We start from the raw sequence: 16,235 nt of genomic DNA, 5'->3' as shown, positions 1-16,235 counted from the left end.
CCGGACCACCGGAACGACCCAGGAGAAGCACATGGTGACGCCACGGCCGACGATCATGGACGTGGCGCGCGCAGCGGGGGTGTCCTCGGCGACGGTCTCGCGGGTGATGAACGGTGCCTCCACGGTCGACAAGGAGCTCACCCGGAGAGTGCGGGCGGCGGTCCGCTCGACCGGGTACGTGCCCAACGCCATGGGCCGGTCCCTGCGCCGCGGCGGCACCTCGCAGATCGCCGTGGTCGCGCCGGATGCGGAGAACCCCTACTTCACCCAGATCATCAGTGAGGTGGAGCGGATCGCCCGCGGCCGGAACCACTCGGTGACGGTCGCCCACACCGAGGACGACCTCGAGGTCGAGCGCGAATGCTTCGCCCAGCTGGTGGGTCGGCACGTCTCCGGGGTGCTGCTGGTCCCGGTCCACAGCACCCTGACCGATCTGACGCCGCTGGCCGATGCCGGCATCCCGGTGGTGCTCGTGGATCGCTGGATCGAGGGGGCGAACACGGACCTGGTCGCCACCGACAACCTCGACGCCGGCCGCCAGGCCGCCCGCCATCTGCACGAGCGCGGTTTCCGCCGCCCGGCCGTGATCGCAGGGCCGACGGACCTGCGCACCACCGAGGACCGCGTGGCCGGGTACCTCACGGCATGGCGCGAGGCCGGCGTCGACGTGGACGACTCCGCCGTGCTGCGCGGTGACCTCCACGTTGAATCCGGCACCGCGATGATGGAGCAGATCCTCGAGGGCGCCGCGGCGGACTGCGTCTACGTCACCAACAACCGCATGTCCGCCGGGGCCTTCGAGGCGGTGCGCGGCAAGAGCGAGGTGCCGGCGCTGCTGGCCACCGACGACGATCTGTGGACTCGCCTGGTCACCCCGTCGATCTCCGTCGTCCACCAGCCGGTGCGCGCCACCAGCCGGGCCGCGGCTCGCATGCTCGGACAGCGCATGGCCAACCCCGACGAGGACCCCTCCACCACGCTGCTGCGCTCACGGATCATCGAGCGCGAGTCCACGCAGCCGCGCAGTTGAGTCCCCGCGCTGTGAGCTGAGACATAGGATCCTCCCATGACTGCACCCACGCGCCGCATCGGATCCCTGACCGTCTCCGCCCTCGGACTGGGCGCCATGCCCGTCTCCTTCGGCCGCTCCGAGCCCGTCCCGCACGAGCAGGCGATCGCGACCATCCACGCCGCCCTCGACGCCGGGATCACCCTCATCGACACCGCGGACATCTACGCCCCCAGCTGGGACACGATGGGCCACAACGAGAAGCTGGTCGCCGAGGCCCTGGGCTCCTGGAGCGGGGACAGCTCCGCGATCACCCTTGCCACCAAGGGCGGCATCACCCGCAGCGAGGGCGAGGTCAGCGGCCGCGACGGTTCCGCCGCCTACCTCCGCTCCGCGCTGGAGAAGTCGCTGAACGCTCTGGGCACCGACAGCGTCGACCTCTACTACTGGCACCGGCCCGACCGCAGCATCCGCTACGCCGAGGGCGTCGAGGCCCTGGCCGCCCTGCGCGAGGAGGGCCTGATCCGCGAGATCGGTATCTCCAACGCCAACGTCGAGGAGATCGACGTGGCCCGCGAGGTGCTCGGCGACGGCGGTCTCGCCGCCGTGCAGAACCAGTTCTCGCCCACGTTCTTCCATACCAGCGCCGGCGAGCTGCGCCACTGCGGTGAGCACGGGATCGCCTTCGTCCCGTGGTCGCCGCTGGGCGGCACCGGCGGCGGCGCCCGCGCCGTGGGGGAGCGGTTCCCGCAGATCCAGCGCATCGCCGAGGCCCACGCCGTCAGCCCGCAGCAGGTCGTCCTCGCCTGGGAGCTCTCCCTCGGCGAGCACGTGGTCCCGATCCCTGGCGCGGGCCGCCCGGAGTCCATCGTCGATTCCGCGCGCGCCATGACGCTCGAGCTCACCGACACCGATCTCGCCGAGCTCGGCGAGATCATCGCCTGACCCCGGGCAGCGTCCGTCTGATCCCCAGGGATGCTTGCCTGATCCCGGGGGATGTCCGTCTGATCCCGGCGAGATCATCGCCTGGTCCCGGGGATTGTCCGTGTGATCCTGGCGCCGACACCGCCGTAGTGGTCGCTATGCGTACGCCATAACGACAACGACGGCGGTGTCGACCCGTGGCGGGCAGCAGCAACGGAACCTTCGGGCCCTGGCGGGGCGATGCGCGCCTCAATCGGGTTGCCGGCTGTCCACGCCGGGCGTAGCGTGTCCGCGTCCATGACGGGAGAGGAGCACAGCATGCCCACGACGCATGCAGGAAGCGGGGCGGCCCACGCGGCCTGCTCGGTGTGACCTCGGCGTGCCCGCACGCCACCACGACGCTCACCTGAACACTCTCCCGCGCGCAGGGACACCCGTCCGAGTACGGGGCGGTCCCGCGCGCCCGTCGTGAGGACACACCCATGAACCCCCTGACCGAGTCCCAGATCCGCAGCTCCTTCGTCAACGCCAGCAAGGGCGACGCCAAGCGGGCGAGCCTGCCCGACCTCGCCCAGGTCCGGTGGGACCAGCTGGACTACCTCGGCTGGCAGGACGCCAAGCGTCCCCGTCTGCACTACGTCGCCCTCGAGGTCGACGGCTTCGTGGCCTGCCTGTTGCTGCGCGGCAACGACACCTCTCCCACCCGCAAGATGCTGTGCGCGTGGTGCGAGGACGTCATCGACGGCCTCCACGCCGCGTCCTTCGTGGCCCCGCTCGCCGGGGACTCCGGCCGGCGCGGCAACTCCATCGGCACCGCGATCTGCGCGGACTTCCGCTGCTCGAAGAACGTGCGACGGGCGCCGACCCCGGTCGAGATCCGCACCGAGGACCCGGCACTGCTGGAGTACTACCGCGAGCAGAAGATCGCGGGGCTGCAGGAGCGCTCGGCAGCGTTCGTGCGCTCCGTGCGCACCCGCTGACCGGCGTCAGCCGCAGCGCACGCCGCGGAGCCATTGCCAGGGCCGGCACCGACGTGCCCCCATGCCGAGCATCCTCGTTGTGGGGCCGCTCCACGTCGAGCATCCTCGTTGTGAGGCCGCTCCACGTCGAGCACCCCCGCAGTGAGGCCGCTTTGAGGTGCCCTTAACGGCCACTCAGAGGGGGTGCTCCGGCGGGCGTGGGGAGACCGACCGGAACGTGCTGGACAACTGGCTCGGGCAGGACCGGGCTCGTGGCTCGGCGAGCGCTGGCGGGCGCTGATCGGCAGGCCCGGTCAGCCGCAGCGCACGACGGCATCGGCCCGGTCCCGCGTGGCGGCGACCAGGCGGGCATTGGCCTCGTCCGGCCCCAGCGCCCAGTCGCGGGCCCGGGCGGGGCTCTTGCCGAACCGTTCGTGGCGGGCGATCAGGCGCTCGTGACGTACCTCGTCGGGCGTCTCCACGAACCAGCGGGCATCGAGCATCGTGCGCACATGGGCGAAGGCATCGTCGGCCAGGAGGTAGTTGCCCTCGGTGATCACCAGCGGCACGTGGCCGGCAACCTCGATCGCTCCGGCCAGGGGCTGCTCGAGGTCGCGTTCGAACATCGGCGCCCACACCGGCGGATCCTGCCGACGCGCGGTGCGCAGCCGCTGCAGCAGCGCCACGTAGCCGGCGGCGTCGAAGGTGTCCGGGGCGCCCTTGCGCTCCAGCCTGCCCAGTCGCTCGAGCGCGACGTCCGCCAGATGGAAGCCGTCCATGGGGACGACGATGCAGGACCCGGCGGGCAGCTGCTCGATCAGCACATCCGTGAGCGTGGACTTCCCGGCGCCGGGTGCCCCGGCGATGCCGAGCAGACGGCGCGTCCCGGACCGCATCGCCTCATCGAGCAGGGTCAGCGCGCGGGCCGTCGCCTCCTCCATCGACAGCACGGGCGGCCCTCCGCCGCCTTCTGCTGGTCTGGCGCGGGTAGTTGGCTCGCTGCGGACGGCGGGCTTGCCACGGTCAGCGGACCTGCCGCGGTCAGCGGGCGTGCTCATGCAACATCACCTCCACGACCTCTCCGCGCAGGGGCAGGTGGATGAGGATGCGCTGGGGCCGGGTGCCGGCTGCGGTGAGGGCGCGGGAGTAGGTGGACATCTGGCCGAGGTACTGCTCGCGCACGTGGGTGACGGGGTCCGTGCCGGGGTAGCTCTTGTGGTCGACGAGGACGACGTCACCGTCGGGAAGTCGCAGCAGGGTGTCGATCCAGCCCTCCATCACCTGCGCGTCCTCGTTCCACCAGGTGATGGGCTGCTCGGTGAGCTGCACGGCGCCGGGGAACTCGGCAGCGAGGAACGAAGCCCAGGAGGCACCGGCCTCGAGCAGCACCGATGGGCCGACGGTGCGGGTCACGGACCAGCGCTCCAGCAGCCGCTCGGCGGCCGCCTCGCGCTGCTCGGCAGAGAGCGCCGCGAGCGGCAGTGCCAGGTACGCGTGGACCGCCTCGCCGACCCGTTCCCACTGCGGGCCGCCGCCGGAGACCAGAGCGGGGCCGATGGACCGGGGTGGGGCCACCTCGCCGAGGGTGTCGGCCGAGTCTGTGGCCGAGGCCTGGAAGCGCGCGGCGGAGTGCACGACACCTGCTGCGGCGGTCTGCTCGGGCCGCAGGGGCACATCGGTCGCGGCCAGCGGGTCCTCCCCGGGCGGCAGTTTCGTGGGCACGGTATCCATGAGCTCGTCGATGTCGACCCGGGTCACACGAGCGGGCAGCGGGTCCGCCGTGCCGAGGACCGTGATGGCGTCGTCGGACCAGCGCACCAGCTGCGCCGGCTCGCCGACGGTGGCTGTCCCGGCTACCCCAGCTTCCCCAGTTGCGCCGGTTGCGTCTGCGCCGGAGCCTCCTGCTGCGCCGCCGGAGGCGGCAGCAGAGGGTGAGGCTGCCGCCGCGGCCTGCGGCGGCACGAGCCCGTCCAGCACCGTCGCCGGACCGGGGACGGCCAGCACCGCGGTACGGGCGGCGCGGGTGAGGGCGACGTAGTGCAGGCGGCCCGCCTCCTCGGCCTCCGCCCTCGCGCGGCGGGTGGCGAACTCGGAGGCCGCCAGATTCTCGGCGATCTCCTGCGGAGCGGGGACCTCGGGCCAGAAGCGCAAGGTGCGGCCGGCCAGCGGGGAGGTCACGTCGATGTCGCCCGGGGTCGAGACCAGCACGCCGTGGGCGTGGTCGCGCTCCTTCTCGGAAGCGGCCAGGTAGGTGACGACGTGGTCCCATTCCAGGCCCTTCGCGCCGTGGATGGTGCCCACCCAGACCGCGTCGGGCAGCCCGGAGAGATCGGGGCCCTCCTCCCAGGCGTCCAGATCTGCCCGCAGGCCCGTCAGGGTCACCGGAGAGCCCTCGGCGCGGCGCCGGGCCGTGGTCTCCTCGGCCAGCGACCGCAGGGCATCCAGGGTGCGGCGGCGCGAGCCCTGCTCGCTCCAGCTCTTGAGTCGCTGGGGCAGGTCGAGGGCGTCGATCAGGGCGCTGATCATCTCGGCGGGAGTGAAGCCGATGCAGGCCCGCCGCACCTCGCGCAGACCGGCGAGGGAGTCGTCGTTCCACCAGGTGGCGAAGACCGCCCGGCGCGCCTCCGCGTCGGGAGCGGCCATCAGGTCGCGGAACCAGCTGTCATGGGCAGCGTGATCCTCGAGCAGGGTGACCAGCTCGGTCAGGGCGAGCGTGTCGCTGCCGTCGAGCGTGACGGCCAGGGCCGCGCGCACCAGCTGCGCCTCGCGGGTGGCCAGCAGGGGATGGGCGGCACCGGCGGTGGGCACACCGCGTCTCTGCAGGGCGGCGACGACGGCACTGCGCTGAGCGTTGCTGCGCACCAGGACAGCTGTGCTGGCGGGGGTGAAGGTGCCGTCCTCGATCCGGCGGCGGATCTGTTCGGCGATCATCGCGGCATGCTTGTCGGCCCCGAGCACACCTCGACGCTGCTTCCTGGCCTCCCACACCTCGAGGGCGCCGTCGCCGGCGCTGGCCGCGCGGGCCGGCGGGATCGACAGGGTGATGCGCGAGGTGTCCCCGCCGTCGGGTGCGAACACGGGGGTGAACACGGCGTTGGTCAGCCGCACCAGCAGCTCCTGGGAACGCCAGGAGTGGGACAGGTTCTCGACCGTGCCCTGCCCGAACACGGTGCCACCGCCCTCGAGCGCGGCGATGATGTCGCCCATCAGACGCGGGTCGGCGTCGCGGAACCCGTAGATGGCCTGCTTGGGATCACCCACCCAGATCTTCTCCTCGATCAGCTGGGAGAGCTCGAGGAACAGGGCGAGCTGGATGGGGGAGGTGTCCTGGAACTCGTCGACCGCGAGCAGGCGGAACCTCGAGGCGACGGAGGCGCGCACGCGCGGGGACTCCTGGAGCAGGCGCAGGGCGCGCACCTCCTGGTCGATGAAGTCGATCAGGCCCAGCTCGCGCTTGTAGTCCTCGTAGGCCTCCAGGGACTCCGCCGCGGTCTCCAGGATCAGCGTGATCAGATCCCGGAGGTCCTGCTGCCAGGCAGGGTTCTGGGCGAAGGTCTCCGAGATCTCGATCGACAGCGGCATCAGCGCCTGGTTCGCCGGCGCGCGGAAGGCTCCGCGGGACTTCCCCTTCGCATCGGTCTCGGCGCCGCGGGCGAGCTTCAGCCAGCTCGACCACGGGGCCCGGCCCTGATCGGCGAGCCGGCGCTGCAGCGTCCGCAGCGCCTCGAGGTCGCTGCGGGCCCCGGGGACGCTGCGCGCTGCGATGGGCCCGCCGCGCACGGGCTCGCCGTCGGGGCCGACGGAGGCGGTCAGGTCCGCCTCGAGGTCCTCCAGGCACTGCCCCAGCCGGTGCAGCCAGCGAGAGCGCAGGTCCTCGCCGGGCTCCGGCAGCCCGGCCGAGGCCCGGAACTCCTCCCACGAGGCCGGGGCGGCGGCGCGCAGCTCCTCGGCGCCGAGGAGGTTGGTGCGGGCGGCGTCGGCGACGTCCTTCACCCGGCCGCGCCAGGCCTGCTTGCGCACCCCGAACCCGGTGTCGTTCTCGTCGCCGTCGTGCTCGGTGCGCGCGAGCATCGCCGCCCAGCGGGCCCCGGCCACGGCGGCCGTGCGGGCGATGGCGGCGGAGAACGCGGCCTTCTGCGTGGTCTGGTCCAGGACCTCGACGTCCGGGGAGATCCCGGCGTCCAGCGCGTACTCCGTCACGAGGCGGCCGGCCACCGAGTTCACCGTGCCCAGCAGGGCGCTGTCGATGCCGCGCGCCGCCTCGATCTGGCCCCGGTCCAGCAGGGTGGAGCGCACGCGCTGGGCGAGCTCGTCGGCCGCCTTGACGGTGAAGGTGGTCGCGATGATCTGGGAGGGATCCAGGCCCGCGGCGATCCGCTGGGCGAGCTCGCGGGTCAGCGTGTACGTCTTGCCGGAGCCGGCGGAGGCATTGATCAGGGTGAAGCTCATGAGTCGTCGCCTCTCAGCCCGCACAGCAGGGCGAAATCGCAGAAGTCGCAGCGGGCGTCGACCACGATCCCACCGTCGGCGCGGGCCGCCTCCCGGGCCTTCTCGTAGGTCTTCTTGGCGGTCGTGCGCGCGGTGGCGAGATCCTGGCCGGCATCGAGCAGGATCTGTCCGGAGGCGGCGTCGACCTCGCCATCGCGGATCGCGTCCAGCGCCTCGGTGATGCCGGTCGTCGTCGTGGACCAGGCGGCGTCGATGTCGAGCGTCGGCCGGCCGTGGGGATCCAGCGCCGGGTTGGCGGAGACGAACTCGCCCTGCTTGAGCAGGTAGTAGCCGACCTCGGCGTCCTGGCGGTGCAGCGACCAGGCGTAGGAGGCCAGCTGCAGCGCTTCGCCGGTCTCGAACAGGTCGGGGTACTTGGTGGCGGCGGCCGTCCACTTCAGGTCGATCACCGTGGGCCGGCCCGCGGAGTCCTCGGCGACCACGTCGCGGAAGCCCGTGAACGGGACGTCCACGTCACCGCTGCGCAGATGCAGGGTGAGGGTCTCCTCGAATCTCGACTCGACCGACGTGATGGTCAGCCCCGCCTCGACCAGCCGGGCGAAGAACTCCTGCAGGGAGGTGACGGCGTTCTCGCGGGTGGTGGTCAGCTCGACCTCGCGGCCGGGCAGCAGCAGCTCCGAGGCGAGCTGGGGGACCTTGGCGTCGAATGCGGCGCCGATCTCCTCGCCGGTGGGCGGGCCCATCCGGCCCGCGGCTCGGGCGGTGTCCACGAGATCCTCGACCACCGCGTGCACCAGGGTGCCGATCATCTGGTTGCCGGTGGGCACGCTGGAGACCGAGGCGGGGCGGATCCCCAGCCCGGAGCGGTAGGTCCATTTCTGCCGGCAGCCCAGCAGGTTCTCCGCCTGGGAGTACGACAGGGAGCGCGGCAGCAGGTGCGGCGCGGGGCCGGCGTGCTTGGTCAGCGTCCCGGGCAGCTGCGGGGGCCGGGTCCGGGCGGGCATGCTGAGCTCGCGGCGCGCCCCGGCGAGTTCCCAGACCCCGTGGCCGATGGCATCGGCGGGCGCGTGGGTGTGGCGGGACAGCACCGCGGCGACATCCTCGCCGACCCCGGCCCGCTCCGCCGCGAGGTGGGCGAGGAGGGAGGCCGGGGCGGTGGCCTTCTGCGCGCGGGTACGGGTGCGCACGACGATGAGGCGGTCGGCGCCGGAGAGCCCGCGCAGGCCGGCCTCGGTCTCCAGGGCGGCCACGTGGGCCGGGTCCAGGATGCGCGCCCCCAGCTCCACCAGCGCGCCTACCTCGGCGTCGTCCCAGGTCACGCCGGTGGCGGCATCGTGGCGGTCGGCTCCCCACCACAGCACGTCCCCGCCGCGCGGGAGCAGCTGGGAGGGCCGGGTGCAGGTGCGCCACGCGGCGGTGGCCTCCGGCCGGGCGAAGGGGGAGGCGGCGCGGCCGCCGGCGGCCTCGAGGATCTGGGCGAGTTCCCGGCGGCCCAGGACGTGGCCGGCGGGGAGCGTGTCTAGCACGTCGTGGAAGACCGCGAGATGCGCCGAGGCACGCAGCAGTCCGGCATCGCCCTGGCCGAGGCTGCGCAGCCGCGTCTGAAGCCACGCAGTCGCCTCGCGCAGCCGGGCCGGGGTCAGCGTCTCGGGCTGCAGGGGCGAGGTGACCAGGTCGGAGAGCGACTGCGCGGTGGCCAGGGCGGTCTCGGCCCGGGGCCGCTCCTCGGGGCCGGCCCCCTGGACGTCGGCGGCGAGCTGCTGGAGCACGGCGTTCCAGGCGGGGCCGCCGGTGCCGGGCTCCTGGGCGATCGCGTCCAGGAAGCCGCGTCGCACGGGCCGCGGGACGAGGCCGACGGGGTCGCGATCGTCCTCGGGCGCATCGAGCACCCGCAGATCGAGGAAGGCCGCGAGCTGCTGCACGTCCACGGGGGCGATGGCGATCGAGAGGTAGAGGGGGAGGATCTGCAGCGCGGTGCGATCGGCCGACGGCTCGGCGACCCCGAGGGCCGCCTGGCCGCGACGATGCAGCTCCTGGTCCAGGAGGACGGTGTCCGCGGTGGCGAGGACCTGCAGCGACGGGGCGCTGCCGACGGGAGCGGGCTCGGCCGCGCGGCCGGCGAGGTACCGGGCGGCGGTCTCGGCGGCCGCCCACTCGTCCTCCGCCTCGACGATGACCAGCTCCGGCCGGCCCGCGTCGCCGGCACCGGAACCGGGGGCCGGCCGCACCAGGGCGACGCCCGCGGCTTCCAGCAGCATCAGCAGGCGTCCCCACAGCCCGGGCAGCCGCTGCGGATCCTCGTGGCAGCGGATGATCTCGATGCCCAGCGGCCACGGCGACCCGCTCGCCACCACGGACTCGAGCAGGTCGACGAGCTCGCGCAGATCGTCGGACGCACCGGGGGAGAGGGCGAGAGCGGGGCCCCCGCTCGCGGACCCGTCGGCCCCGCGGATCTGCTCCTCGATGCTGCGCAGGGCATCGATGCGCGCAGGCAGTTCAGAATGGCCCCGGAGCTCGGCCCCGGCCACCACGGCGGCGTCCCGCCAGGTCAGCAGGGTCGCCGAGGTCGCCCACGGGTCCGCGGCGAAGGAGGCGCGCGGCCAGGGGTGATCGGCGGCGGCGATCGCCCGGGAGTACTGCGCGATGCGCACCGCCGGGTGGACGTCCGGGCGGGTCAGCGCGAGCCGCGTCTGCAGCAGATGGACCAGTGAGCGCGGCCCCATCCGCACCGTCCCCGTCGCCGCCGAGCCGTCCGCCCAGGCGGCGTTGTCCAGGGACCAGCCGAACTCGATCTGCATCTGGGCTTCCTGCTCCTCGGCTCCTCGCACGCCCGGGCCGGCGCGTGCGGTTCCACAGTAGAGGAGCGGGCCGACGGTTCAGCGCGCGACCCGGCCGGGGCCGATCAGCGGTCGGTGCTCACCGGTTGAACGGGTCGTCCGCGCGGATGCCCCAGCTGAAGCCGCGGTCGTACAGCATCGACCCGGAGGGATCCGGGGCGAGCACGAGGTCCACGCCGTCGCCGGTGACGTGCAGCGTCCCGTCGGCCCGCTCCTCGACAGCCAGGGTGAGGGTCCGGGGCTCGGTGTCCGCATAGTCGGCCACCGACTGGCCGGCCTCCCGCAGCGGCCGCAGCTCGAGCTCGACGGCGGAGTCCCCGGTGCGCCGGTACTGACCGGTCAAAAGGTCGCCGCTGGCCAGTCGCAGCTGGGCCTGGGCGGCGTCCCCGTACAGCGTCGAGCCGAAGGCCACCCGGCTCCAGCGGTCGTCATCGGCGAGCTGGGCGGCGGGCTCGGCGGTGTCCTCCTGGACGCTCCACACCCCGGCCGGCGCGGACTCGTCGGTGGTGCGCTCGGGATACATCTGGCTCACCCCGTACCCGATCAGCGCCACCAGACCGAGAGCGGCGATCGGTCCCAAGACGTCGGTGACCCGGGCCAGGGGACGCCACGGGACCAGGGTCGGCAGGGGGCCGCGCGGGATCTCCCCACGCCCGACGAAAGCCCGGGTCAGCCGCGGCATCCAGGGGATCAGCACGATCAGCGCCATGATCAGCAGTGCCAGCGAGATCTGCTTGACCGGCACGTCGTAGCCGAGGTTCAGCACGAACACCAGGGCCATCGAACCGGCGGCGATGACGGCACCCAGCGGCACGGAGCGGCGCCACAGCAGGGCGATGGCGGCGCCGAACTCGGCGAGCCCGGCCAGGACCTGGAACAGCGGGGAGAAGGCGACCATCCGCCACAGCATCCCCATCGGGCTCATCTCGCCCTGGGCGATGAGGGCGCCGCCCGCGTCCGCGACGCCGAACTGGCCCAGGACCAGCTTCGCGAAGCCGTAGTACAGCATCGCGGCGGCCAGCAGGAAGCGCACGCCGCCGTGCGCCCACCAGCCCAGCATGATGACGGCGAGCCGGCCGATGCGCTTCTCGGCCGAGTAGTCGCCGCCGTCGGCCGGGGAGGAGTCGAGGGGAGGGGTCGTGGTCTCAGCAGCGGGAGCGGTCATGCCTGCATCTCATCGCCCCCAGGCGCGCGAGTCATCTGCCGACGGGTGCGGCGCGGACCGTCGGCAGTCGGCATCCGGCACCGGCCGGCCTCGACTTTCGACGGAGGGCCCGGACGCAGCACGGCCCGCGCAACACGGCCCGGACACAGCAGGGCCCGGGACGCATGCAGCGTCCCGGGCCCGGCCGGCGAGTGGGTCAGCCCTGGTTCGCGGACCCCGGGTGCGCCCACGGCGGCTGGTCGCCACCGGGGTAGCCGGAGTCCTGCGCCTGCTCGGCCGCGCGGCGAGCCTGGTTCTGGGCCTCGCGGGCGCGGCGCTCGGCCTCGCTGCGAGCACGTTCGGCGCGGGCCTGCTCCTGCTCGCGCAGCTGATCGGCCGAGATCCGCTCGCGGTTCGCGGCGTCGGCGACATCGGCGTCCTGATCGGCCTGCGCCGCGGCCTGGGACTGCAGCATCGCGGTGCGGATCTCCTCGCCCATGTTGCCCACCGCGCCCGGGTTCGAGGGCAGGTAGAGCACGTTGGAACGGCCGTTGCGGGCCACGTCCTGCATGGTGTCGAAGTACTGGGTCATCAGCAGCAGCTGCTCGGCCGAGTTCTCGATGCCCACCTTGCGCAGCATCTCGTACTGCTCGGCGATACCGAGGGCGATCGCCTTGCGCTGGCCGGCCACGCCCTCACCCTGGAGGCGCTTGGACTCGGCCTCGGCCTGGGCCTGGGTGACGCGCTTGATCTTGTCGGCCTCGGCCAGGGACTGCGCGGCGACCCGGTCGCGCTGGGCGGCGTTGATGGAGTTCATCGAATCGCGCACCCGCTGGTCCGGGGAGATGTCCTGGACCAGGGTGTTGATGATGTTGAAGCCGAACTCCTGCATGCGGGCCGACAGGGTCTGTTCGACGCTGTAGGCGATGTCGTCCTTCGACTCGAACGCGGCGTCCAGCTCGAGGCTGGACAGGGCCGAGCGCACGGTGTCGAACACGTAGGAGCGGATCTGCGCCTCGGGGTTGGACAGCTTGTAGTACGCGTCGACGACCTGTTCTTCCTTGATCACGTACTGCACCGCCACCGGGACGGTGACGAACACGTTGTCCTTGGTCTTGGACTCGATGTTGACCTCGAGCTGCTGGACGCGCAGCGAGATCGGCTTGGTGATGTTGTCGATGAAGGGCGCCTTGAAGTTCAGACCGGCGTGCGCGACTCGGCGGAACTTCCCGAAGCGCTCGACGATGACCGCTTCACGGGAGTGCACCGTGAACATCAACGAGGTGCGCAGGCCGCCGAACAGCAGCGCCGCGATGATGGCCAGGGCGATGATGACGCCGACGGCCAGGACGAGGAAGATGATGACGCCTTCCATGGGTTCCCCTTTCACGAGGGATGGTGTTGTGGCCCAGGTTACCAACCTGGGCGTTCGCACCGTGCCTCAGCGCAGGCCGAGCTCCATCTCGATCCGCCGGGCGATGCGCACCGGCGGCACCGGCGGGGCGTAGCGGCGCAGCACGCTGCCGTCGGGGGCGACGAGGAACTTCGTGAAGTTCCAGGCGATCCGGCCGCCCATCACGCCCGCCTTCTGCTGGCGGATCCACTGCCACAGCGGGTGCGCGTCGGGGCCGTTGACGTCGACCTTGGAGAACAGCGGGAAGCTGACGTCGTAGGTGGAGGTGCAGAACTCCCGGGTCTCCGCATCGGTGCCGGGGTCCTGGTGGAACTGGTCCGAGGGGAAGCCGAGGACCGTGAAGCCGTGCTCGCCGAAGCGGTCGTGGAGGCACTGCAGGCCCTGCAGCTGCGGGGTGAAGGCGCACTCGGTGGCGGTGTTGACCACCAGCACCAGCTGCCCGCGGTACTCGCTCATCTCACGGCATTCGCCGTCGATGGTCCGCGCCCGGAAGTCGTGGAACGTCGACGCGTCGAGGGTGCCCATCGGATCATCGTAGGCGGGCGGGGCTCAGGACAGGAACGCGTCGACCTCGTCCCGGGTGGGGGCGCTCTGCGGTCCCCTCCGGGTCACGGCGATCGCGGCGGCGGCGTTCGCGCGGGTGGCGGCGGACTCCCAGTCGGCGCCGCAGGCACGCTCGGCCAGCAGCACCCCGGTGTGGGTGTCGCCGGCGCCGTTGGTGTCGACGGGGGTGCGGGGGAAGGCGGGGATCTCGGTGCCCCGGCCGTGGTGGAAGACGATGCAGCCGCGCGCGCCGTCCCGCACCACCACGACGCACTGCGAGCCGATGCGCCGCCGCAGCGCCTCCGGGGTGTCCTCCAGGGCGTCGAGCCCGGTCAGCGCCCGGGCCTCCTCGGCGTTGGACGTCCACACAGTGGTGCGCGCGAGCACGCGCTCTTGCACCTCGCGCGGGAACGTCGAAAACGGCGCGCCGGGATCCAGCACCACCTCCACGCCCGCGGGCACGGTCTCCAGGAACTCCAGCAGCGGTTCCCGAGTGGGCTCGAACAGGCTGTACCCCGACAGGCACAGCAGGTCGCCCGGCCTTGGCGCGAGCGTCCCCAGCGACTGCGCGGTGATCTCCCGCTCCGCGCCGTAGACGGTCACGAAGGTGCGTTCGGCCGACGGTTCCAGCAGCACCAGGCAGTGGCCGGTGTCCTGGCTCCGGCGCGGCTCGTCGGACAGCGCCACCGCGTCGGCCGCCAGTGCCCGGCGGATCAGGTCGCCATGGGGGCCGACGCCGTGCGCGCCGCCGTGGACCGCCTCGGCACCGGTGCGAGCGGCGGCGACCAGCGTGGTCACCGCGCCCCCGGCGTAGTGGTGCTCGCTGCGGGCGTTGGCGTTGCCGCCGCGCGGGGGCAGCTCGTCCACCTCGACGACGACGTCGACGAGCGCCTGGGCGGTGTGCAGGACGCGGGCCATGGGGTGAGTGTAGGCGGCGCAGTGTCCGCGGCGTGGCCCGTGTGGACGGACGGCGCCGGAAGCTGGACGATACGACCATGGACGCCTCACCTGCCCGCTCCCGCCGCCGGGCGCCGCTGCTCATCGCCCTCGCCGTCGCCGTGATCGCAGCCCTCGTGCTCGCCGTCATCCTGTGGCGCGACCGCTTCGGCAGCGGCGAGGACGAGGCGCGCGCCCTGGCCGCGGCGCTGCCCGCGGGCGACTTCGCCGACGTCCCGCTGACCGGCGATGACCCGGCCGCCGCCGCGGAGGAGCACGAGCGCATCCTCGGGCCGCTGCTGGAGGCCACCGACGCCCCGCCGCAGGTCGAGCTCACCGATCCCGGCACCGCCGAGGACGGGACCCGCACCGCCACCCTGGAGTGGACCTGGACACTCCCGCACGAGGCCGGGACCTGGAGCTACACCACCGAGGCCACCCTCGAGCGCACCGGCGAGGGCTGGGCCGCGGACCTCAGCCCGGAGACGTATGCCCCGGGCCTGACCGCCACCGAGCACCTGGAGGCGAAGACCCTCCAGCCGACCATGGGCACCGTCACCGACCGCGAGGGCACCGACCTCTACGGTCCCCGCGACGTCCGCGTGCTCGGCCTGGACAAGACGCTCCTGGACGGCGCGGACCCGGAGGCCACCGCGCGGGACCTCGCCGGACTGCTCGGCATCAACGCCGACAACTACGCCCAGAAGGTCGCCGACTACGGGGACGACGCCTTCGTGCCCGCACTGACCATCCGCGCCGAGGACGAGGGGAACTACCCCCTCGGCGAGGCGGAGGACATCACCGGCTATCGCGCCCTCGAGCAGAGCCAGCCGCTGGCGGCCGAGCGCGACTACGCCCCGGGCGTGCTCGGTTCCCTGCGGGAGGCCACCAAGGAGGACATCGACGGCTCCGACGGGGAGATCGAGGCCGGCGACTACGTGGCCACCGGCGGCGTCGTCTCCGCTCGCCACGACGAACTGGTCGGCACACCCGGCGTGGACGTCGTCGCCGTCGACTCCGAGACGGGCAGCGAGCGCTCCCTGCACACGGTCGAACCGACCGACGGCACCGACGTGGCCACCACGCTGGACGATGACCTGCAGCGCCTGGCCACCGACGCCATCGCCGACGAGGACGCCCCCAGCGCGGTGATCGCGATGCAGCCCTCGACCGGGGACGTCCTCGCCTCCGCGCTGGGCCCGACGGGCCAGGAATACCCGATCGGCCTGGTGGGCCAGTACGCGCCCGGATCGACGTTCAAGACGGTCACCGCCCTGTCGCTGCTGCGCGCCGGGCTCACCCCGGACTCCACCGTCGAGTGCCCCGAGACGGCCACCGTGGAGGGCCGCAGCTTCAAGAACGCCGACTCGCTCTCGCCGGACCTGTTCGGGTCGATGCCGCTGCGCCAGGCGATCGCCCACTCCTGCAACACGGCGATGCTGCTGCAGTACGACACCGTCGACCAGAGCTCGCTGGCCGACGCCGCGACCACCCTCGGCATCGGCCAGGAGGCCCCCGACGGCCTGGAGGCGTTCATGGGCTCGATCGACCCGGAGGACACCGGCACCGAGCACGCCGCCGCGATGATGGGCCAGGGCCGCGTGCTGACCTCGCCGCTGGCGATGGCGACCGTGCTGGCCAGCGTACAGAACGGCAGTACCGTCAGCCCCCGCATCCTCGCCGACGACGACTCCGCCCCGGCCGAGGTGCCGACTCCGCTGACCGAGGACGAGACGTCCCAGATGCAGGAACTGCTGCGCGGCGTCGTCACCGACGGCAGCCTCGACGACTTCGCGGACATGCCCGGCGACCCGGTCATCGGCAAGACGGGCACGGCCGAGTACACCGACGAGAACGGTGATCTGGCGCTGCACTCGTGGGTCATCGTCGCCCAGGGCGACCTGGTCGTCGCCGCCTTCGTCGAGGACGGCAGCTACGGCTCGGTCACCGCCGGCCCGATCGCCCGCGAAGTGCTCGAGGGCGCCCAGGCGAGCTGATCGCGACCTCAGCACCCCGAGAC

Annotated in this window: 11 protein-coding genes; 4 read left to right on the top strand and 7 right to left on the bottom strand. The window is 72.8% G+C overall.

Annotated elements, in window-relative coordinates; translation table 11 throughout:
• Positions 1-31: 31 nt before the first annotated feature.
• The 3 genes from ACFQS2_RS02980 to ACFQS2_RS02970 all read left to right on the top strand — a co-directional run bounded on the left by ACFQS2_RS02980 (position 32) and on the right by ACFQS2_RS02970 (position 2,913).
• A complete protein-coding gene (locus ACFQS2_RS02980) occupies positions 32-1,030 on the top strand; it encodes a LacI family DNA-binding transcriptional regulator (RefSeq protein WP_377015825.1) in 999 nt (332 codons plus the stop codon).
• A 36-nt stretch (positions 1,031-1,066) separates the two neighbouring features.
• Positions 1,067-1,954, top strand: coding sequence for an aldo/keto reductase (locus tag ACFQS2_RS02975; protein WP_377015828.1), 888 nt, complete (start codon positions 1,067-1,069; stop codon positions 1,952-1,954).
• A 461-nt stretch (positions 1,955-2,415) separates the two neighbouring features.
• Entirely contained in the window at positions 2,416-2,913 is a 498-nt protein-coding gene (locus tag ACFQS2_RS02970; protein WP_377015830.1) for an FBP domain-containing protein, read from the top strand.
• Positions 2,914-3,206: 293 nt separating this feature from the next.
• On the opposite strand, the gene ACFQS2_RS02965 is transcribed toward ACFQS2_RS02970, so the two are convergent.
• The 7 genes from ACFQS2_RS02965 to ACFQS2_RS02935 all read right to left on the bottom strand — a co-directional run bounded on the left by ACFQS2_RS02965 (position 3,207) and on the right by ACFQS2_RS02935 (position 14,197).
• On the bottom strand, positions 3,207-3,833 hold the full coding sequence (locus tag ACFQS2_RS02965) for a nucleoside/nucleotide kinase family protein (RefSeq protein WP_377016369.1): 627 nt from the start codon (positions 3,831-3,833) through the stop codon (positions 3,207-3,209).
• Between the two features lie 100 nt (positions 3,834-3,933).
• Positions 3,934-7,341 (bottom strand): UvrD-helicase domain-containing protein, encoded by a 3,408-nt coding sequence (locus ACFQS2_RS02960; RefSeq protein ID WP_377792693.1) that lies wholly within the window; start codon positions 7,339-7,341, stop codon positions 3,934-3,936.
• A complete protein-coding gene (locus ACFQS2_RS02955; protein ID WP_377792692.1) occupies positions 7,338-10,139 on the bottom strand; it encodes a PD-(D/E)XK nuclease family protein in 2,802 nt (933 codons plus the stop codon). The genes ACFQS2_RS02960 and ACFQS2_RS02955 overlap by 4 nt, the downstream gene beginning before the upstream one ends.
• A gap of 118 nt (positions 10,140-10,257) precedes the next feature.
• Positions 10,258-11,343, bottom strand: coding sequence for a hypothetical protein (locus ACFQS2_RS02950; protein ID WP_377792691.1), 1,086 nt, complete (start codon positions 11,341-11,343; stop codon positions 10,258-10,260).
• A 196-nt stretch (positions 11,344-11,539) separates the two neighbouring features.
• Positions 11,540-12,697, bottom strand: a complete 1,158-nt coding sequence (locus ACFQS2_RS02945; RefSeq protein ID WP_377015840.1) for an SPFH domain-containing protein — start codon at positions 12,695-12,697, stop codon at positions 11,540-11,542.
• 66 nt (positions 12,698-12,763) lie between these two features.
• Positions 12,764-13,261 carry a glutathione peroxidase gene (locus tag ACFQS2_RS02940; protein ID WP_377015842.1) on the bottom strand — a complete coding sequence of 166 codons (498 nt, stop codon included), beginning with the start codon at positions 13,259-13,261 and terminating at the stop codon, positions 12,764-12,766.
• A 24-nt stretch (positions 13,262-13,285) separates the two neighbouring features.
• A complete protein-coding gene (locus ACFQS2_RS02935) occupies positions 13,286-14,197 on the bottom strand; it encodes a PfkB family carbohydrate kinase (protein WP_377015844.1) in 912 nt (303 codons plus the stop codon).
• A 77-nt stretch (positions 14,198-14,274) separates the two neighbouring features.
• Here ACFQS2_RS02935 and ACFQS2_RS02930 point away from each other — a divergent pair, with 77 nt between their 5' ends.
• On the top strand, positions 14,275-16,212 hold the full coding sequence (locus ACFQS2_RS02930; protein WP_377792690.1) for a penicillin-binding transpeptidase domain-containing protein: 1,938 nt from the start codon (positions 14,275-14,277) through the stop codon (positions 16,210-16,212).
• Positions 16,213-16,235 lie beyond the last annotated feature (23 nt).

This window comes from Brachybacterium sp. GCM10030267 (genome assembly GCF_042666875.1).
GTDB lineage: Bacteria > Actinomycetota > Actinomycetes > Actinomycetales > Dermabacteraceae > Brachybacterium.
The sequence above is the reverse complement of the archived record's forward strand: the minus strand, read 5'-3'. Positions and strand labels throughout refer to the sequence as shown.